The sequence below is a fragment of the Exiguobacterium sp. TDN 0502 genome, assembly GCF_050846835.1.
Lineage (GTDB): Bacteria > Bacillota > Bacilli > Exiguobacteriales > Exiguobacteriaceae > Exiguobacterium_A.
This window is the reverse complement of sequence record NZ_JBOZGJ010000001.1, coordinates 23,726-43,906: the sequence shown is the minus strand read 5'-3', so window position 1 is coordinate 43,906 and position 20,181 is coordinate 23,726. Positions and strand designations below refer to the sequence as shown.

Annotated in this window: 19 protein-coding genes and 2 other annotated features (1 of these 21 running past the window's edge); of the genes, 17 read left to right on the top strand and 2 right to left on the bottom strand. The window is 47.9% G+C overall.

What is annotated here, in order from left to right:
• Nucleotide 1: 1 nt before the first annotated feature.
• Both mnmA and ACRPK8_RS00230 read left to right on the top strand, forming a co-directional pair.
• Complete coding sequence (gene mnmA / locus ACRPK8_RS00235) at nucleotides 2-1,123, top strand: tRNA 2-thiouridine(34) synthase MnmA (RefSeq protein ID WP_432236403.1); 1,122 nt, start codon at nucleotides 2-4, stop codon at nucleotides 1,121-1,123.
• A 13-nt stretch (nucleotides 1,124-1,136) separates the two neighbouring features.
• The gene (locus tag ACRPK8_RS00230; RefSeq protein WP_432236402.1) at nucleotides 1,137-1,802 is read left to right on the top strand and encodes a tetratricopeptide repeat protein; all 666 of its coding nucleotides are present in this window, start codon (nucleotides 1,137-1,139) and stop codon (nucleotides 1,800-1,802) included.
• Nucleotides 1,803-1,847: 45 nt separating this feature from the next.
• Here ACRPK8_RS00230 and ACRPK8_RS00225 read toward each other — a convergent pair whose 3' ends face one another.
• Nucleotides 1,848-2,396 (bottom strand): VOC family protein, encoded by a 549-nt coding sequence (locus ACRPK8_RS00225; RefSeq protein ID WP_214859649.1) that lies wholly within the window; start codon nucleotides 2,394-2,396, stop codon nucleotides 1,848-1,850.
• A 116-nt stretch (nucleotides 2,397-2,512) separates the two neighbouring features.
• On the opposite strand from ACRPK8_RS00225, the gene recD2 reads away from it, so the two are divergent.
• The 15 genes from recD2 (at nucleotide 2,513) to ACRPK8_RS00150 (ending at nucleotide 18,673) form a co-directional block, all read left to right on the top strand.
• Nucleotides 2,513-4,738: an SF1B family DNA helicase RecD2 gene (gene recD2 / locus ACRPK8_RS00220; protein WP_432236401.1), complete on the top strand. Its 2,226-nt coding sequence runs from the start codon at nucleotides 2,513-2,515 to the stop codon at nucleotides 4,736-4,738.
• A 42-nt stretch (nucleotides 4,739-4,780) separates the two neighbouring features.
• Nucleotides 4,781-4,991, top strand: a binding site (T-box leader).
• 57 nt (nucleotides 4,992-5,048) lie between these two features.
• Nucleotides 5,049-7,691 (top strand): alanine--tRNA ligase, encoded by a 2,643-nt coding sequence (gene alaS, locus ACRPK8_RS00215; RefSeq protein WP_432236400.1) that lies wholly within the window; start codon nucleotides 5,049-5,051, stop codon nucleotides 7,689-7,691.
• A 34-nt stretch (nucleotides 7,692-7,725) separates the two neighbouring features.
• Complete coding sequence (locus ACRPK8_RS00210; protein WP_029342229.1) at nucleotides 7,726-7,995, top strand: IreB family regulatory phosphoprotein; 270 nt, start codon at nucleotides 7,726-7,728, stop codon at nucleotides 7,993-7,995.
• A complete protein-coding gene (gene ruvX / locus ACRPK8_RS00205) occupies nucleotides 7,992-8,414 on the top strand; it encodes a Holliday junction resolvase RuvX (RefSeq protein WP_432236399.1) in 423 nt (140 codons plus the stop codon). The genes ACRPK8_RS00210 and ruvX overlap by 4 nt, the downstream gene beginning before the upstream one ends.
• Nucleotides 8,415-8,428: 14 nt before the next feature.
• A complete protein-coding gene (locus tag ACRPK8_RS00200) occupies nucleotides 8,429-8,716 on the top strand; it encodes a DUF1292 domain-containing protein (protein ID WP_023468909.1) in 288 nt (95 codons plus the stop codon).
• Entirely contained in the window at nucleotides 8,703-8,996 is a 294-nt protein-coding gene (locus ACRPK8_RS00195; protein WP_023468908.1) for a DUF1292 domain-containing protein, read from the top strand. Before ACRPK8_RS00200 ends, ACRPK8_RS00195 begins: the two co-directional genes overlap by 14 nt.
• A gap of 78 nt (nucleotides 8,997-9,074) precedes the next feature.
• Nucleotides 9,075-10,223, top strand: coding sequence for an endolytic transglycosylase MltG (gene mltG, locus ACRPK8_RS00190; RefSeq protein WP_432236398.1), 1,149 nt, complete (start codon nucleotides 9,075-9,077; stop codon nucleotides 10,221-10,223).
• A gap of 101 nt (nucleotides 10,224-10,324) precedes the next feature.
• Nucleotides 10,325-10,933, top strand: coding sequence for an O-methyltransferase (locus ACRPK8_RS00185; RefSeq protein WP_432236887.1), 609 nt, complete (start codon nucleotides 10,325-10,327; stop codon nucleotides 10,931-10,933).
• Between the two features lie 16 nt (nucleotides 10,934-10,949).
• Nucleotides 10,950-11,597, top strand: coding sequence for a uridine kinase (udk, locus tag ACRPK8_RS00180; protein ID WP_432236397.1), 648 nt, complete (start codon nucleotides 10,950-10,952; stop codon nucleotides 11,595-11,597).
• A gap of 56 nt (nucleotides 11,598-11,653) precedes the next feature.
• Nucleotides 11,654-12,127, top strand: coding sequence for a transcription elongation factor GreA (greA, locus tag ACRPK8_RS00175; RefSeq protein ID WP_023468904.1), 474 nt, complete (start codon nucleotides 11,654-11,656; stop codon nucleotides 12,125-12,127).
• A 52-nt stretch (nucleotides 12,128-12,179) separates the two neighbouring features.
• Entirely contained in the window at nucleotides 12,180-12,878 is a 699-nt protein-coding gene (gene mtnN / locus ACRPK8_RS00170) for a 5'-methylthioadenosine/S-adenosylhomocysteine nucleosidase (RefSeq protein ID WP_432236396.1), read from the top strand.
• A 106-nt stretch (nucleotides 12,879-12,984) separates the two neighbouring features.
• Nucleotides 12,985-13,929 (top strand): beta-ketoacyl-ACP synthase III, encoded by a 945-nt coding sequence (locus ACRPK8_RS00165; RefSeq protein WP_432236395.1) that lies wholly within the window; start codon nucleotides 12,985-12,987, stop codon nucleotides 13,927-13,929.
• Between the two features lies 1 nt (nucleotide 13,930).
• A complete protein-coding gene (gene fabF / locus ACRPK8_RS00160) occupies nucleotides 13,931-15,169 on the top strand; it encodes a beta-ketoacyl-ACP synthase II (protein WP_432236394.1) in 1,239 nt (412 codons plus the stop codon).
• A 97-nt stretch (nucleotides 15,170-15,266) separates the two neighbouring features.
• A complete protein-coding gene (locus ACRPK8_RS00155) occupies nucleotides 15,267-16,823 on the top strand; it encodes a peptide ABC transporter substrate-binding protein (protein WP_432236393.1) in 1,557 nt (518 codons plus the stop codon).
• A 206-nt stretch (nucleotides 16,824-17,029) separates the two neighbouring features.
• Nucleotides 17,030-18,673 carry a peptide ABC transporter substrate-binding protein gene (locus ACRPK8_RS00150; protein ID WP_432236392.1) on the top strand — a complete coding sequence of 548 codons (1,644 nt, stop codon included), beginning with the start codon at nucleotides 17,030-17,032 and terminating at the stop codon, nucleotides 18,671-18,673.
• 302 nt (nucleotides 18,674-18,975) lie between these two features.
• Here the strand turns inward: ACRPK8_RS00150 and trpS are convergent, their stop codons facing one another.
• The gene (gene trpS / locus ACRPK8_RS00145; protein WP_432236391.1) at nucleotides 18,976-19,977 is read right to left on the bottom strand and encodes a tryptophan--tRNA ligase; all 1,002 of its coding nucleotides are present in this window, start codon (nucleotides 19,975-19,977) and stop codon (nucleotides 18,976-18,978) included.
• Nucleotides 19,978-20,029: 52 nt separating this feature from the next.
• Nucleotides 20,030-20,181, bottom strand: a binding site (T-box leader) (it continues 54 nt past the right edge of the window).

The following is a 20,181-nucleotide window of genomic DNA, read 5'->3' as shown; positions in this document are numbered from 1 at the left end:
AATGAATACACGAGCGAAAGCCCCGAGCGAAACGACAGTCGTCGTTGGGATGTCGGGCGGTGTTGATTCCTCCGTGACAGCTCATTTATTAAAAGAGCAAGGCTATAACGTCATCGGAATCTTCATGAAAAACTGGGATGACACGGATGAGAACGGCTTTTGTACGGCGACGGAAGATTATGAAGACGTCATCGCGGTAGCCAATCAAATCGGCATTCCGTATTATGCGGTCAATTTCGAGAAAGAGTACTGGGATAAAGTTTTCACGTACTTCCTCGATGAATATAAACTCGGGCGGACACCGAATCCGGACGTCATGTGTAACAAGGAAATCAAGTTCAAAGCCTTCCTCGATCACGCGATGCGCCTGGGTGCCGATTTCGTCGCGACAGGACATTATGCGCGTGCCGTCTATGAAGACGGAGAACACAAATTGCTTCGAGGTGTCGATGCGAACAAGGACCAAACGTATTTCTTGAACCAATTGTCGCAAGAACAGATCGCGAAGGCGATGTTCCCGATCGGTCACATGGAAAAATCAGAAGTACGCCGGATTGCAGAAGAAGCGAACCTCGCGACAGCGAAGAAAAAAGACTCGACGGGCATCTGCTTCATCGGGGAGCGGAACTTCAAACAGTTTCTTGGTCAATATCTACCGGCACAACCAGGTGAGATGCGGACGCTTGACGGGAACGTCATGGGACGTCACGATGGGTTGATGTACTATACGATGGGACAACGCCATGGACTCGGCATTGGTGGCGACGGAGAACCTTGGTTCGTCGTCGGGAAAAACCTAAACGAGAACATTCTCTATGTCGATCAAGGATTCCATAACGAATTGCTGTATTCGGAAGGATTGCTTGCTTCAGATGTCAGTTGGACATCTGAACGTCCGGTCGGTGAGACATTCCGTTGTACGGCGAAATTCCGTTACCGTCAACAAGATACAGCCGTCACGGTTCGTGTCCTCGAAGATGGACTCGACGTTTCGTTTGACGAACGGCAACGGGCGATTACACCAGGACAAGCGGTCGTATTCTATGATGGAGATATCTGCCTCGGTGGTGCGACGATCGATGCAGCGTATAAAGCAGGCGAACGCCTCGCTTATCTAGCGTAAGGAGCAAATAAAGATGAACTATAATGAAGTAGGATTCCGGCATTTAGAAGCCGGGAATTACGAGTTAGCAGCGCAAGCGTTTAACGACGCGATTGAAGAAAATCCAAAAGATCCGACGGCTTATGTCAATCTCGGCACGTTATTGCAATCGATGAACGATGCCGATCGTGCGCTCCGATTTTACGAACGAGCACTGATGATCGACAATACGTTCGCGAGTGCCTATTATGCAAAAGGGGCGCTGTTCTTTGCTGCTGATCAACTGGTCGAAGCAGAAGAATCATTGCGGGCAGCCTTATTATATGGGCTTGACGATGCAGATCTCCATTTCATGCTCGGGATGACGTATCAAAAGCTCGGTGATCCGGTACGCGGCTTACCTCGTTTGCAACGCGCGTCAGAATTGAACGGTGTCGACATCGAGATTGCGTTCCAATACGGACTTGCCTTAGCGCAAAACGAGAAGTTGGACGAAGCAGTCGAAATGTTCGAACACGTCTTAATGCTTGACGAAACGCATACGGATGCACGGTACAACTATGCGATTGCTCTTGCTTTCCTCGGTCAACAGGAAGCGTGTTATGCAGAACTTGAAGCGGTTCTTGCCTATCAGCCGGAACATGCTCTCGCACGGGATGCAAAAGCGAAGATGGATGCATTGTTGAAACAAGCAGACTGATCCAAAAAAGACGATTCCTTGCGGAGTCGTCTTTTTGTGTTTCATTCAATTCCCAACTTCACGGATGACGCGGAGGGGAGGACCAGAAAAATCTTCATAGGCTTCATCCATGTTTTTCGTGTACAGTTCGATGACGTTATTTTCCGTATCCTTGAAATAAGCAGAATGCTCTTTTTGATTCGATGTCTCCTGTTCGTCCCATTCTCTGAGCTTCACGGTAATCGATGCTTCCCGCAGTTGATTCAAGGCTTGCTGGAACTCGTCCTTCTCAACGTAGAAAGCACAGTGGACATGGACACCACCTTCATCGTACAACGTGTCCCATTCGGACACTGGTAAGTGTTTGACGGTCCGTTCTTCCATTGTAAAGTCCCGTTTCAGCCACAGACCGAGTCGAGTATTGCCACCAATGTAGAGCCACGTTGCCCAGACGCCGTCCTGCTTAGATTGTTCCTTGCTTGGTTCCGCGTCCTCAGGTGCCCATTGTTCGACGATCGGAATGCCCAGTGTCCCATTCCAAAAGCCGACCGCGCGGTCCATATCCTCGACTTCCAGTACTAATTCACATAATCCTGCAATCGGTAAACGTGCCATTCTCGAACTCCTCCTCGTAACGAAATGTTTCACGGTATCTTTCCCTGATTTAAAATCCGGTAAACGAATGCTATGATGAAAGCAGCGAATGCAAAAGAGAGAAAGAAGGTGGAGTGATGGAGCACCCCCATCAAGTCGTCGGGCGCGTCAAACGTGTGCTCTTTTCTTCTGAAGAAGAAGCACACTCCATTGTATTGATTGCCGTCAAAGAAAAGAATTTTGAGCTAAAAGAAACCGAGCTCGTCGTGACGGGTACCGGTGTCGGAATCGAGCTTGGAGGCACGTATCAAGCATTCGGTCGTCTCGTTGATCATCCACGCTTCGGGAAACAACTGAAGGCGGAACTGATTCGTCGTTCGGTTCCAATGACCAAACATGCAACGGTCCGCTTCTTGACGAATGGTTCGTTCACCGGCATTGGACCGAAGACAGCGAAAAATATCGTCGATGCTCTCGGGGAAGAGGCAGTGGATCTTATTTTGAAGGACGAACGTGTCCTCAACCAGGTTCCGGGATTAAAACAAAAACAAGCCGATATCATTTTGAGTCGGCTCGCGACCTTATATGGTGTCGACCAGCTGATGCTGTTTTTAGCACCGTTTGATGTCACGCCGAAACTAGCTGCAAAGATTTATGCTGCTTACGAAGGGGATGCCATGGCACGGATTCGGGAGAATCCATATTCCTTAATGTATGAAGTGAACGGGATTGGTTTTAAGACAGCTGATCATATCGCGTCGCACCTCGGACTTGTCGGTTTACATCCGGAGCGTGTCGCGGCTTCAATCATGCACATACTGGAACAGGAAGCAGGCGAGGGACATGCTTTTGCAACAGTTGACTCATTGCTGCAACGGGCCCCCCGTTTATTAGGTGAAGACCCGGGAGAGCGGCTGGAACAAGCGATCGAACTGTTACTCGCTGAAGATAAGGTCAAGCTTGAGGAAGGTTGCTTGTATCTGCCGACGATCTTTTATGCAGAAGTCCGGGCCGCAAAAGAACTAGCACGCGTCATGGCAAACGGCGCCGAACAGGAAGTCGATGTCGCGACGATCCTTGAAGCGATTGGTCACCTCGAAGAACAGTTCGGCATGGAATATGCCGCGCAACAGAGAGAAGCGATCGAGTTAGCCGTCAAAGCGCCACTGATGGTCTTGACCGGTGGACCGGGTACCGGTAAGACGACCGTCATCAAAGGAATTTTACATGCGTTGCAAGAAATTCATGACTGGCCGCTTGAGAAAAGTCGCGTCAAGACGGGAGATGTTTATCCGTATGTCCTTGTCGCACCGACCGGACGCGCAGCAAAGCGCTTGTCGGAAGCGACAGACGTACCAGCGATGACGATTCACCGTCTCTTGAAGTATGACGGAACAAACTTCCAATTAAATGAGGACCAGCCGATCACGGGCAAGGTACTGATCATCGATGAGTCATCGATGATTGATATCTACTTGTTATCGAGTTTGCTCCGTGCCGTCCCGAACGGAATGAAAATCCTGTTCGTCGGTGACCGCGATCAATTACCGTCCGTTGGTCCGGGACAGGTCCTCGCTGACTTGATGGATACGGAAGGGATTCCCGTCGTTCGATTGAACGTCGTCCATCGTCAAGCGGAAGATTCCTCGATCTTACGACTGGCGCACGATTTGAAGAATCGGACGACGTCTGCAGATTTACTAGCCCCACTCGCGGACCGCCGCTTTTATACCGCATCACCGCAAGAGACGTTACGCGGTATTTCTGCCTTTGCGGAAAAAGCACTCGCGAAAGGGTATTCGAAATTCGATGTCCAGGTTCTCGCGCCGACCTACCGTGGTCAAGTCGGAATCGACGAATTAAATGTCGCCTTGCAACGCGTCTACAACCCGGAAGAACCGAAGAAACGCGAAGTCAAACAAGGTACGCGGATTTACCGGACCGGGGATAAGATTCTCCAGCTCGTCAACAATGCGGAAGAAAACGTCTATAACGGGGATATCGGAGAAATCGTCAACATTTTCTTCGCCAAAGAGAATGTCGATAAAGTCGATAAAATCATCGCCCGGTTCGATCAGACGGAAGTCGAGTACAACCGGAGTGACTGGGATCAATTCACGCATGCTTATGCGATTACGATCCATAAGGCACAAGGGTCCGAGTTTCCAATCGTTTTGATGCCGGTCTATTTCACGGGGGCGTTCAAGCATTCCCGGAATCTGATTTATACGGCGGTCACTCGGGCGAAGTCGAGTTTATTATTGTTCGGTGATCCGCGGGCGTTCCATAAAGCGTCGCAAGAAGAGGAACCCCGGCGCCGGACACGATTGATTGAACGACTCGGCGGGGTGACAAAGACTTGACGGATGTCGTTCGATAGGTAATAATCACGATAGATGAATGGACGTAACACGTTGATGGAAGATAAGTAAAAGGGTAACTCGAGTCCAGAGAGAAGTGAATCTGCTGCAATCACTTTCTTGAGTCCCTTTGAAGCTCCTTCCGGAGTCGGGTGTAAACACCTGCGGGTCATCCCCGTTATCAGATGTTCGAGGTAAGCAATGGATTGCTTACGAACGAGGGTGGTACCACGGAAGCGATGCTTTCGTCCCTTTTCAGGGATGAAGACATCGCTTTTTTGCGTCCAAATAAAACCAATGGGGGTAACTGTTCATGAAAGCTCTAAAACCATTAACGGGTGCACAAATCCGTCAGATGTATCTTGATTTCTTCCAAAGCAAAGGGCATGCGATCGAACCGAGTGCTTCACTCGTACCGGTCGAAGACCCATCGCTCTTGTGGATCAACTCGGGTGTTGCGACACTGAAAAAATATTTCGATGGTCGTGTCATTCCTGACAATCCACGTATCGTCAACGCACAAAAATCAATCCGGACGAACGATATCGAAAACGTCGGGAAAACAGCGCGTCACCATACGTTCTTCGAGATGCTCGGAAACTTCTCTGTCGGTGATTACTTCCGCGAAGATGCGATCAAATGGGGCTGGGAACTCTTAACGAGCGATGACTGGTACGGTCTTGATCCGGAACGTCTCTCGGTCACGATTCACCCGGAAGATGACGCAGCGCGTCAAATCTGGTTAGAACTCGGCGTACCAGCTGAACGAATCATTCCACTAGAAGATAACTTCTGGGAAATCGGTGAAGGTCCATCTGGTCCGAACACGGAAATCTTCTTCGATCGTGGACCGGCTTTCGGAGATGATCCGAACGATTCGGAACTTTACCCAGGTGGTGAAAACGAACGCTATCTTGAGATCTGGAATATCGTCTTCAGTCAATACAACCACGATGGACATGGCAATTACACGGAACTTCCGCGTAAAAACATCGATACAGGGATGGGACTCGAACGAATGGCATGTGTCATGCAGGACGTACCGACGAACTTCGATACGGATCTGTTCATGCCGATCATTCACAAAACAGAAGAAATCAGCGGTAAAATCTACCGTGACGATTCGAAACTTGATGTGGCGTTTAAAGTCATCGCAGACCACATCCGTACGGTTTCATTCGCGATCGGTGACGGTGCGCTTCCTTCGAATGAAGGTCGCGGATACGTCCTACGTCGTTTACTGCGCCGGGCGGTTCGTTATGCGAAGATGCTTGGGATCGAACGTCCGTTCATGTATGAACTCGTCGATACGGTCGGAAACGTCATGGTCGACTTCTACCCACAAGTTCCGGAAAAAGCGGACTTCATCAAACGCGTCATCAAAAACGAAGAAGAGCGTTTCCACGAGACACTTCATGACGGTCTTGCAATCTTGAACACGGTCGCTCAGAATTCTAAAGCAAACGGTGAGCACGTCATCAGTGGTGAAGACGCGTTCCGTCTATATGACACGTATGGTTTCCCACTTGAGTTGACAGTCGAGTATGCAGAAGATCATCAGATGTCTGTCGATGAGGAAGGCTTCAAACTAGCGATGGATGCGCAACGTCAGCGTGCGCGCGCAGCACGTGAAGAGAGTGGTTCGATGCAACAGCAATCGGAAGTCCTCTCGACGCTAAAAGATAAAAGTACGTTCGTCGGCTATACCGACCTTAAGGCGGATGCGAAAATCATCGCATTGTTGCATGATGGAGAACGAGTTACAGAAGTCGCTGCTGGTGAAGAAGCACAAGTCATTCTCGACATCACACCGTTCTACGCTGAAAGTGGTGGAGAAGTCGCGGATACAGGAACTATCGAAGGCAAGGATTTCGTTCTTGATGTCAAAGATGTTCAAAAAGCGCCAAACGGTCAAAACTTGCATACGGTCATCGTCCGTACAGGGATCGCGACAGAAGCGGCAGACGTCGTTGCAACGGTCGAAGCAGCAGAACGTAAAGCCGTCACGAAAAACCACACGGCAACACACTTGCTCCACAAAGCATTGAAAGATACGCTCGGAACACACGTTAACCAGGCGGGATCACTCGTTTCGCCAGAACGTCTTCGCTTCGACTTCTCACACTTCGGTGCCGTGACACAAGAAGAGTTGACGAAAATCGAACAAGACGTCAACCAAGCAATCTGGGCATCGCTACCGGTCGATATCGAAGAGATGAACATTGCTGATGCAAAAGCAAAAGGCGCGATGGCGTTGTTCGGTGAGAAATACGGTGAAACGGTCCGTGTCGTCTCAGCCGGCACATATTCAATTGAATTGTGCGGCGGAATCCACGTCGGGAACACAGCCGAAATCGGCTTGTTCAAAATCGTTTCAGAGTCCGGTATCGGTGCAGGTACTCGCCGAATCGAAGCGGTAACGGGTGCAGGCGCGTATCGTGTCATGAACCAACATTTAGAAACACTCGAACAAGCAGCTGCTGTCTTAAAGACGAAGACGACGGAAGTTCCTGTCCGCATCGAAGCACTGCAACAACAGCTCCGTGAGACAGAACGGGCGAACGAGTCGTTGCAAGCAAAACTCGCGAACATCGAAGCAGCTTCGCTTAAGGATGATGTTGAAGAAATCAACGGTGTCCGTGTTCTTGCGAAACGTGTCGATGTCTCCGATATGGATGCCCTTCGCGGCATGATGGACGAGTTGAAGAGCTCACTCGGATCAGCAATCATCGTACTCGGCAGTGCGCAAGGTGAGAAAGTCAACCTCGTCGCAAGCGTCTCAAAAGATTTGATCGACCAAGGATACCATGCCGGTAAATTGATCAAGGAAGTCGCAACACGCTGCGGCGGTGGCGGTGGCGGTCGCCCTGACATGGCTCAAGCGGGTGGGAAAGATGCGTCGAAATTAGAAGAAGCACTCGCGTACGCTTCACAATACGTGCAATCACTGGCATAATAGAAACGTAGTGTATATGAAAGAGGTGATGAACGTGAGTCAGATGGATCAAACGATGAAATTCAACTTCCCGGAAGACGATAACAAAGCAGCGACACGTGATGTGTTGTTGACGGTCTATCATGCTTTAGAAGAAAAAGGATATCATCCGATCAACCAAATCGTCGGCTATCTCCTATCTGGAGATCCTGCTTACATTCCTCGTCATAATGACGCACGTAACTTAATTCGTAAGATTGAACGCGACGAATTGCTCGAAGAACTCGTGAAATCTTATTTGGCGGAGAGTGGAAATTCAAAATGAAACGTGCAATGGGACTAGATGTCGGTTCGAAGACGATCGGAGTAGCGGTCAGTGACTTGATGGGCTGGACGGCGCAAGGCGTCGAGACGGTCAAGTGGACGGAACCGGATTACCCGGAAGCCTTCAAACGGCTCGATGTCATCATGAAGACATACAATGTCGAAATCCTAGTCATTGGTCTTCCGAAAAACATGAACGGTTCCATCGGTCCCCGCGCGGAGGCGAGTGAAGCCTTCGCGAAGGAAATCGAACAGCATACCGGGCTTGAAGTCGTCTTCATGGATGAACGGTTGACGACGATGCAAGCAGAACGGATGCTGATCGATGCCGATGTCAGCCGCAAGAAACGAAAACAAGTCATCGATAAGATGGCAGCTGTCATGATCCTGCAATCGTATTTGGATCGGGCGAATCGATGAAGGAGGAGAAACCGATGGCTGAAGAAAAACGTCAGTATCTCTTCCCCGATGAAGAGGGCGGAGAGCATCTTTTCGAAGAATGGTACCGTTACTCGAGTGAACGTACAGGAAAGACCTATCTGTTTCTTGAAATGATCGGGAATCCTGACGAAGGAGCGGATGATCTGATCATCTGTGAGATTGATGAATATGGAGAAGGCGAAGATGATTTTGAACTGAGCCTGATCGATGAAAATGATGAGCAAACTTGGGATGAACTCGAGCTTGCGTTAAAGGAGCGGATCACTGATGCAACAGAATGAACCAACACGTTACGTAATTCCGGACGGCGAAGGAAATGATTTCGAATTCGTAGAACGTCTGCGTTACGAAAGCCCACGTTCGAGCAAGACGTACATCTTCCTCGAGCCAATCGGAGCAGATTATGACGAAGCAGAAGAAGTCGATATCTTCGTTTACGAACTCGACGAATACGGTGATGGAGACAACGACTTCAACCTCGTGCCGATCGACGAAGACGATACAGCGACTTGGGATGAAATCGAAGAAGTCTTTAACACGCTCGAAGATCAGTTAGACTAACCCGACTCATGACAGGTGACGTCGTAAGAGAGTTTCTCTTACGGTGTCACCTTGTTTTAAGAGAAGAAGGAGGAACCGATGGAGAACGAATGGAAGCAAAATGCTGAAGTCGAAAAAAGGCGACGCCGGACATCGCGCCGGATTACGCTGATCATCCTTTCTGTATTGTTGACGATTTTTCTAGTTACCAGTGCGGTCATCTATGTCTTTTTGAAAAATGCGCTGGAACCGGTCGATGAAGAAGCAACGAAATCCGTCAAAGTTGAGATTCCTTTAGGGGCAGGTACGAGTACGATTGCTTCCTTACTGAAGGAAAAAGACTTGATTGCGAACGAGACGATTTTCCGTTATTACGTCCGCTATAAAAATGAATCGTCATTCCAAGCGGGTACGTATACCCTGTCACAAGCCATGTCCCCGGATGAAATCATCGATGAATTGAAGACGGGTACGGTCATGAAGGCAGCTGATGTGAAAATCACATTACCAGAAGGTATCACGATGGATCGGCAAATCGCATTGATTGCGAAAGCGACGAAGTTCAAAGAAGAGACGGTCCGTAAGGATTTGACGGATGCTACATTCATCAATGGATTGATTGAAAAATATCCGATGTTGACGGATGAGGTGAAGAAAAAGGGTGTCCTATACGCACTGGAAGGTTACCTCTTCCCGGCTACCTATGAATTCGACAAAGGAAAAAGCATCAATCAGATCGTCGAAACGATGCTCGATGAGACTGAAAAGGTCTATGATGAGAACGAGGATGCAATTCGAAAATCAGGCATGACCTTCCATGAAGTACTCAGTCTCGGTTCCATGGTCGAGCGCGAAGCGGCAACACCAAAGGATCGTCGAGAAATCGCCGGCGTCTTTAAAAACCGTCTGGATGACGGTATGAAACTGCAGTCTGATCCAACGGTCTGGTACGGAACAGGTGAGAATACGGCCTTAACGACACTGAAGGATCTTGAAAATAACTCGAAGTACAACACGTATAAGTACGAAGGGATTCCAATCGGTCCGATTTCAACTGTCAGCAAGGATTCCGTATTAGCTGTCTTAAACCCGAATAAAACGAAGTATGTCTATTTCTTCGCACGTCCGCCAAGTGATAAACATCCACGCGGACAGATTCTCTATGAAGAGACATATGAAGAACATCAACGAAACGTCGTCAAGTATAAACCGGAATGGGTCGAATACGAAGCGAGTAAAGAGCAATGAGCAACGGGTTGGGTTGAAGCGGGAAGTTCGCTTCAAGTCAACCTGTTTATGCGGAAGAAGGAGTGAATGGCGTGAAGGATTTCACGACCTATGTCGAATCGATGATTCATCCACGGGATGCTCTGTTAGAAGAAATGGAGCATTATGCGGAAGAACATCATATACCGATCATCGAACTGACCGGTTCTGAAGTCTTATTATCGCTTTTGCGCTTGCAACAGCCGACACGTATTCTAGAAGTCGGTACAGCAATCGGATATAGTGCGATCCGGATGGCACGTGCGCTACCAAACGCGCGGATCACGACGATCGAACGGAATGCGAAACGGTACGAAGAGGCAAAAGGGTTCATTGCCCGGTCGGATGTGGCAGACCGGATTGACATCATTTTTGGGGATGCAGTAGAATTAGCCGAAACCCTTGAGGACCAGTTCGATGCGGTCTTCATCGATGCAGCCAAAGGACAGTATAAAAAATTCTTTGCCGGATATGGTCGACTCATTCCCGAGGGTGGTGTGCTCTATACGGACAATCTTTTCTTACACGGAGATGTCCTCGAGCCGGATCCGAAGACGTTTGATCGGAGAAGACGTCGTCTCGTACGTCTCGTCAAGGAATTCACGGTCTGGATGATGGAACAAGAACAATATGATACGACGATTTTTCCGCTCGGTGACGGGGTATCCGTCAGCCGGAAGAAGTCGAAATGATGGAGGAACAAATGACATGCAAAAACCGGTAGTAATTGGCGTAGCGGGTGGAACGGGTTCAGGAAAAACGACGGTAGCACGTTCGCTCGTCGATGCGTTTCCAAGCGAGTCAATCGTCATGATCGAGCAGGACGCATACTATAAAGATCAAAGTGACTTATCAATGGAGGAACGGTATCAGACGAACTATGATCATCCGTTCGCATTCGATAACGGTCTACTGATTGAACACATTCAGGCACTCCGTGAGAACATTGCCGTTGAAAAACCGGTATATGATTATGTCGCCCACACACGGGCTCAAGAAACAATTCGTCTTGAACCACGCGATGTCATCATCGTAGAAGGAATTTTGGCGCTTGAAGACGAACGGTTACGGGAACTAATGGATATTAAGGTATTCGTCGATACGGATGCTGACGTTCGTATTCTTCGCCGGATGCAGCGGGATATCAATGAACGGGGACGTTCCATTGATTCTGTCGTCGAGCAGTATACGAACGTCGTCCGTCCCATGCATTTGCAATTCTGTGAACCGACAAAACGTTACGCAGACATCATCGTGCCTGAAGGTGGCGAAAACCATGTGGCAATCGATTTACTCGTGACAAAGATCCGTGCGATTCTTGATTACCGCTCGGCACTTGATCAAAGAGGATATTGATTCCAAAAAAGATGTGAATATACTATACTAGTGGAATAAAAAGGAGCGTGACAAAAATGGCAGAAAAACAATACTACATGACGCTTGAAGGTAAAGCGAACATTGAAAATGAATTGAATGAATTGAAGTCAGTCCGCCGGAAAGAAGTCGTCGAGAACATCAAGATCGCCCGTTCGTTCGGTGACCTTTCAGAGAACGCGGAGTATGATTCGGCAAAAGAAGAGCAAGCAATGGTCGAAGGCCGGATTGCTCAACTCGAAGAGATGCTTCGTAACGTTGCGATTATCTCGGAAGAAGAGAAAGATATCTCAGTCGTTAGTATCGGAACGACAGTCACTTTCTTAAGTGTCGAAGACAATGAAGAAGATACGTACACGATCGTCGGGAGTGCGGAAGCAGATCCGTTTACAGGAAAAATTTCGAACGAATCACCAATTGCGAAGAGCTTAATGGGCCATCAAGTCGGAGATCAAGTCTCTGTCCCGGCTCCAGGCGGTGAATACGCAGTCAAAATCACATCAATCAAATAAAGAAGACAGGAGCCGGAGCAATCCGGCTTTCTGTATGATGGAGGAATGAAATATGCCAATCGCAATCATCGGTGCTATGGAAGAGGAAGTTAATTTATTACGGAATGAATTATCGGAACGTAAAGATACGGTCATCGCAAATTATCACTTTTATGAAGGTCTCTTGAACAGTGTACCGGTCGTCATCTTAAAGTCCGGCATCGGGAAAGTCAATGCTGCAATCGGTACAACACTGCTGCTCGATCACTATAAACCGAGTGCGGTCATCAACACGGGATCAGCAGGTGGATTCAAAGAAGGATTGACAGTCGGAGACGTCGTCGTCTCAACAGAAGTACGTCACCATGACGTTGATGTGACAGCGTTTGGATATGAGTACGGTCAGGTACCTGGAATGCCAGCTGCCTATCAAGCCGACCCTAAGCTTGTTGCAACAGCAGAAGCCGTCATCGAACGGATGGACGCGATTCGTGTCGTTCATGGATTGATCGCGACAGGTGATTCCTTCATCCATGATTCAGAACGTTCAGCTCAAATCAAGGCGCACTTCCCTGAAGTTACAGCTGTTGAGATGGAAGCCGCACCAATCGCGCAAGTCTGTCATCAGTTTGGTGTACCGTTCGTCGTAACCCGTTCGATTTCAGATAGCGCAAATGAAGAAGCGTCACTCTCGTTTGATGAATTCCTCGAGATTGCGTCAATCAATTCCGCTAAAATGGTCATGGAAGTCGTTCGGACATTAGCAGAGTAAGGTGGAAGGAAGGACGCGGGAAACCATGTCCTTCCTTTTTTCTTTGACAAAAGCGAATTAACGCTTTATATTAGTACCAGATACTAATAACAAAAGGGGATGCCTTATGAAGATCGGGATTGTAGGATTAGGAACGTCTTTGCCGTCACGCCGCGTGACGAATGATGAATTAGCAACGACGCTCGATACGAGTGATGAATGGATTCGGACACGGACGGGAATAGGAGCACGACGGATCGCGGCCGATGATGTCGATGTGACAGACTTAGCGACGGAAGCTGCTCAGAAAGCGCTGGATGATGCTGGATTGACAGTAGAGGACATCGGATTGATCGTCGTCGGAACGGCAACAGGACGTGCATTTCCTTCTACAGCCTGTATCGTTCAGGAACGTCTCGGGGCTAGAGGGGCGACCGCATTCGATATCAGTGCGGCATGCAGTGGCTTCATTTTCGCACTGCAAACGGCGGCAAGTATGTTAGGAACGGTGGAAGGCAAACATGCCCTTGTCATCGGCGCTGAAAAGATGTCAAGCATCGTCGACTGGTCAGACCGGTCAACTGCGATTTTGTTCGGAGACGGCGCAGGAGCTGTCGTCATCGGACCAACCGAACAGGCAGGATTGAATGCTTTCGAACTCGGAACAGATGGGCGCGGAGCGCATCTACTGTTTAAAGACATCGATGGACCGATCGAGATGAACGGTCGTGAAGTCTTTAAGTTCGCTGTTCGTAAATTACCGGAAATCGTTGAGAAGGTCATTCAAAAAGCAGACAGCACGCTTGAAGACATCGATATCTTGATTCCGCATCAGGCAAACCTGCGAATCATCGATGCAGCGTGCGAACGACTGCATATACCGCAAGAGAAAGTCATCGTCACAATCGATGAACATGCGAATACATCCGCTGCTTCAATCCCACTCGCACTTGAAGAAGCACGTCAGCAGGGACGCCTGACACCAGGTACGAAACTTGTACTTGCTGGATTTGGTGCCGGATTGACATGGGGAGCAGCATACATTACTTGGACTAAAGGAGAGAACACATAAGATGATGAGAAAACGCGTTGTAGTCACAGGAATCGGGGCACTGACACCAATCGGGAATGATGCCAATACATTTTGGGAAGCACTGAAAGAAGGAACGAACGGAATTCGTCCGATGGAACGTCTCGACATCGATGAATACCCGACGAAGGTCACAGGCGAATTGCAGAACTTCGATGTCACAGCATTCATCGAAGCGAAGGAAGCACGGAAGATGGACCGTTTTGTTCATTATTCACTCGTCGCAAGCATGGAAGCTGTCGAGGATGCTGGAATCGACATCAAAGCAATCGCGGAGCGCGCAGGGGTCTGGATTGGATCAGGCATCGGTGGCGTGGAGACGATCGAAAAACAAGCGAAAATCTATTTTGAACGCGGACACCGCCGTGTCAGTCCGTTTTTCATTCCGATGATGATCCCGAACATGGCAAGCGGTCAGGTATCGATCTATACCGGAGCTAAGGGACCGAATAACTGTTCTGTCACAGCATGTGCTTCAGGCACGAATGCAATCGGAGAAGCACTTCGTGTCATCGAACGTGGCGATGCGGATGTCATGATTGCGGGTGGAGCGGAAGCGCCGATCACGAACTTAGCGTTTGCTGGTTTCTGTTCCAACAAAGCGATGTCGACGAATCATGATCCGGAGACGGCAAGCCGTCCGTTTGATGAAGGCCGTGACGGTTTCGTCATGGGAGAAGGGGCAGGCATCCTGATTCTTGAAGAATATGAGCATGCGGTAGCACGTGGCGCTAAAATTTATGCGGAAGTCAGTGGATATGGATTAACAGCGGATGCGTACCACATTACGGCTCCGGATCCAGATGGAGACGGTGGAGCACGGGCGATGGCGATGGCGATTCAGGATGCGGGCATCGCACCGGAAGCTGTCGGCTACATCAATGCGCACGGAACGAGTACGCCGATGAACGATATCTTGGAAACAAAAGCAATCTACAGTGTCTTCGGTGAACAAGCGAAACAACTCGTCGTCAACTCGACGAAATCGATGATCGGACACTTGCTTGGTGGAGCCGGTGGAGTCGAGGCGATTGCAACGATTAAATCGTTACAGGAACAGACCGTTCACCCGACCATTCACCTCAAACAACCGAGCGAAGGCTGTGATCTCGATTATGTAACAGAAGGTGCACGAAATGTCGAAATCCAGTACGCGCTCAGCAACTCACTCGGGTTTGGCGGTCACAACGCATCACTCGTTTTCAAACGGTACGAAGCTTAATGTAACCGAAGCGACCGCTCGTATGACGAGGGGTCGCTTTTTTGTCGGATTTCTGATTCAATAGAGAAATGCGTGTTGATACAGAAAGGAGTCATCTATGACGAACATCACGAAAAAAACATGGATCGTGACACTGATCATTCTTCTAGTGGTCAGCATCATCGCAATCCTCATATACCGATCACTGCTGCCTTCGGAAACCAAACAATCCAACGAACCCGAGCAGGTGAAAGCTCAATTGATCGAATCATCGCTTCCGAAAACATCGGATATTGCGCTTGCGACGGACAGTCGTTCACAAACGCTGTTGGCGCAACTATACGAAGGATTATACGTCTTTACTTCAGGAACATCCGTCCGGCGCGGATTAGCCCGTGAAATGTCCGTTTCAAAAGACCGTCTGACATATACGATCCGGTTAAAAGAAACGAAGGATGCAGACGGTAGCCCCGTCACGGCACAACAATTCGTGGAAAGCTTTCGCCGTGTCGCTGCGAACGAAACCAATTCACCTTACGGCTTTTTATTTGAAGTATTCGAGAACGGACGAGCCGTCAATGATGGTGAAATGAAGCCGGAGCGGCTTGGTGTGAAGGCAAAAGGAACGGATCAACTGGTCATCACATTGAATCAACCGGTGACGAACTTGAAGGAATTACTTGCCATGTCGGTCTTTTATCCACAACCGAAGTCAGGAGACTGGCGCAAACTTGTCGGTAATGGAGCCTATACGCTAGAGACGATGACCAAAAGCGGATATACCTTAAAGAAAAATAAGCAGTACCATCAACAGAATGTTGTCACCGTGGAACAGGTCGATAGTCGGATCGTCGCTGATCATCCTTCCCAGTGGCGTACGTATGAAAGCAGTACAGCTGCCATCCTCCCGTTACAGGAGAGTGTTGAGACACAGGACGATCAAGTATCACGACCGACTTATCAAAAAAAGCGGAGCGGTGTCTTTTATATGGCATTCAATCAAAAAAAAACAGCGTTTCGCCAAGCTGAATTACGTCACCGGATGGCGACCGCGTTAGCTGACAAAGAGGCGATTCAACTGCCTTTAGGATATGCCGGAATTCCAACAGACCGGTTCGTCGTCACGGATACGAATGTCTTGATGCCGGAAAAAGTGGAGAAACAAAAGAAAAACCAACGAAATACAAAAAAACAACGGATCGAGATGCTGAATTTTGATGACCCTCAGGCGATGCGTATCGGAAAACAACTCGAATCGTATCTTGAAAAACAGCTACCTGACATTGATATCGTGCTGAAACCACTCGCGATTGAAGAAAAAGTCAAAAAGGAGCAGTCCGGACAATACGTCATGACATTAACCGGCTGGATGCCAGATTATCCGGGACCACTGGCTTATTTGAATCAATTCGTTTCCGATAATCCGTTAAATTCCGTCGGTTATCAATCGGATGCTTATGACCGGCTGATCAAAAAAGCGCGTCAGACGCGGGATATGAAAAAGAAGAAAGCTTTATATCACCAGGCGGAAGAACGGCTGATCAGGCAGGATGCGGTCATCGTTCCTCTGTACCAGACGACTGAAAAATTATATGTGTCAGACACGATTCAAGGAATTGAAGTGCCGATTTATGGACCGGAATACCTACTTCGGTCGATGAAAATTCTAAAATAATCACGGAACTGGGACCTTTTTTTCGAAGGGTCCCAGTTATTTTTTGAAAAAATATTTAGAAAAATCCGATAAAAGGTTTGCAAAATTATCAGAACATTGTAAACTATTTGTAACGAAGGGTTTGATTCGAATATAGTAATTCTTTTTTTTTCGGTCAAAAACCTGATAGTAATATTTTTTTAGAAACCTAGGGGGGTCATCGTAACATGAAGAAGAAAAGCTTTGCTCTAGCTACCTCAGTAGCTCTCGTATCAAGTGCGTTCCTCGCAGCGTGTTCGACTACGGATTCAGACAACAACTCGGGCGACACAGGTTCAGACAAAAAATCAAGTGATCAAACGCTCAATTTGATTGAGTCAGCTGATATTCCGACGCTTAACCCGACGACTTCTACAGATGCCGTCTCGTTCAACGTGTTAAACAACACGATGGAAGGTCTTTACCGTCTTGACGAAAACCAGCAACCGACTCCAGGTATCGCTGAAAGTCACACGGTATCGGATGACAAATTAACATACACGTTCAAATTGCGTGATGCGAAATGGTCTGACGGTACTCCAATTACGGCAAAAGACTTCGAATATGCATGGAAAGAAGTCTTGAACCCAGAAAACGCGTCACAATATGCATACGTCTTCTACAACATCGAAGGTGCAGAAGAGTACAATACGAAAAAAGGCGATCGTGATGCTGTCGGCGTTAAAGCAGTCGATGACAAAACGTTCGAAGTAAAATTAAAAGCACCAGCGGATTACTTCCTCGGACTCACTGGTTTCGGACCATTCATGCCGAAATCAGAAGAACTCTCGAAGAAAATCGGTAAGAACTTCGGTTCAACAGCCGACAAGTCCCTCTACAACGGACCATTCAAGTTAACAGAATGGACGCGTGAGCAAGGCTGGAAAATGGTCAAGAACGATAACTATTGGGACAAAGATAACGTCAAACTCAAAACGATCAACGTTAAGGTCGTTAAAGAGGTAGCAACAGGCGTTAACTTGTATGAAAAAGGCGACATCGACCGTGCAGGTCTATCGTCTGAGTTCGTTGCTCAGTTCAAGGACAATAAAGACTTCAAAACTAAAGGTGAATCAACAATCTTCTACCTTTACCTCAATACAAAGGTAAAAGCACTGGATAACGAAAAAATCCGTCGTGCAATCGACATGGGTTACAATAAAAAAGGAATCACGGATGTCATCCTTGCAAACGGATCGCTTCCAGCGAACTATCTCGTACCGAAAGATTTCGCGAAAGATGCTGATGGTAAAGACTTCCGTGAGAAGTATCCGACATTCAACGAATACAATGCAGACGAAGCGAAAAAACTCTGGGAAGAGGGCTTAAAAGAAATCGGTCAAAAATCGGTTGAACTCGAGCTCTTGAACTATGATAGCGACGATGCGAAGAAAATCGGTGAGTTCTTGAAAGGTGAACTTGAGAAAAACCTTCCAGGTATGAAGGTTACGATCAAACAACAACCGTTCAAAAACAAACTCGACCTCGAGAACAAAGGCGACTTCCAGTTCTCATTCGCAGGCTGGGGTCCTGACTATCAAGATCCAATGACGTTCCTCGATCTCTTCGTCACTGGCGGACCATACAACCGTGGTAAATGGTCAGATAAAGAGTACGATAAACTCATCAAAGATGCACAAACACAAACAGATGCAGCAAAACGTTGGTCTGAGTTGCAAGAAGCTGAGAAAATCCTTCTTGATTCAGCAGCGATCTCACCTGTTTATCAGCGTGGACGTGCATTCCTCGTTAAACCATACGTTAAAGGAGTCGTCGAGCACAACTTCGGCGCGGACTTCTCATACAAATGGGCTTCAATCGAAGGAAAATAAGCAAAATAAAAACTGCTTCCGGTTTAGCCGGGAGCAGTTTTTTGTATGGAACGGGGCTGACTCAAAAGTCAGTTTCTACAAAGATAAGGGTGGCAGAATGATGATGATCTGCCACCCTTATCTCGTAAAAAAGAATGACTCATTACACGCCACTCCTACAGAAAAAAGCGCATTTTTGCGCTGTCAGAGACAAACAAGACCCGCTTTCCTGCTTGAACGAAGCAGGAAAACTGGCTTGTGTCTCGCCTGAGGAAAGGGCGTGAAAAGACGCGTCATTCTTTTTTGAGTCAACCCCGTTCAGCTTATTTTTTTACTTTTGCACGCTTGCGTTGTAATCCCATTGCTTTTTCAATCTTCGCGAGTTTTTTGGCTGCGACTGCTTCCGCGCGGTCGCGACCAGCGTCGAGGATGTGATCGAGCTCTTCCGAATCAATTAATTCATAATAACGTTGTTGAATAGGTTCGAGTTCAGCGATGATTACTTCTGCGACATCTGCTTTGAATGTCCCGTAATTTGCCCCTTCATATTTTGCTTCAAGAGCTGGAATCGAGATACCGGCGAGCAATGAATAGATTTCCAGTAAATTCGAAACACCCGGCTTATTTTCACGATCAAACTTGACGATGCCTTCCGAGTCCGTAACAGCGGATTTGACTTTTTTCCGGATGACATCTGGTGCGTCAAGCATCGAGATGAAACCTTTTGGATTTTGATCGGATTTTGACATCTTCTTTTCCGGAGTCGTTAAACTCATGATCCGGGCGCCAGATTCCGCGATGATTGGTTCAGGTAAAGTGAATGTCTCATAATAGCGGCTGTTGAAGCGTTGCGCTAAATCACGCGTCAACTCGATATGCTGTTTCTGATCGTCGCCAACAGGTACAAGTTCCGCATCATACAGTAAAATGTCTGCCGCCATGAGAGTAGGATAGACGAATAAACCAGCTCCAATCCGGTCTTTTCCTTGTGATTTGTCTTTATACTGTGTCATCCGTTCCAGTTCACCCATACCGGAAAGACATGTCAGCATCCAGCCGAGTTGTGCGTGCGCCTTAACTTCCGATTGAACAAAAATCGTTGATTTTTCTGGGTTCAGACCACTTGCGATATAAAGTGCAGCAAGGGCACGTGTATTGTTCATCAGTTCAACACGATCGATATCGACCGTGATGGAATGCAGGTCAACGACACAATAATACGCATCATGACCGTCCTGTAAGTTCACGAAATGCTTCATGGCACCTAAGTAATTACCGAGTGTGACCGTTCCGGTTGGTTTAATACCTGAGAAAATCGTTTTCATAGTGAAATCCCTCCAAATAGTAAAAATCAATAAAAAAACGCCCCTTGAAAAATCAAGGGACGAGTCATCGCGTTGCCACCCAAGTTGCTATCTTCATAGCCGCTTCATTTGCTGTAATGGGCAGACCCATCTGACTCTACTTCATTCGAATCAGCCACTCGAAAGTCCATTCACTCAGGCATCACCTGTCCATTCGCAGCACCA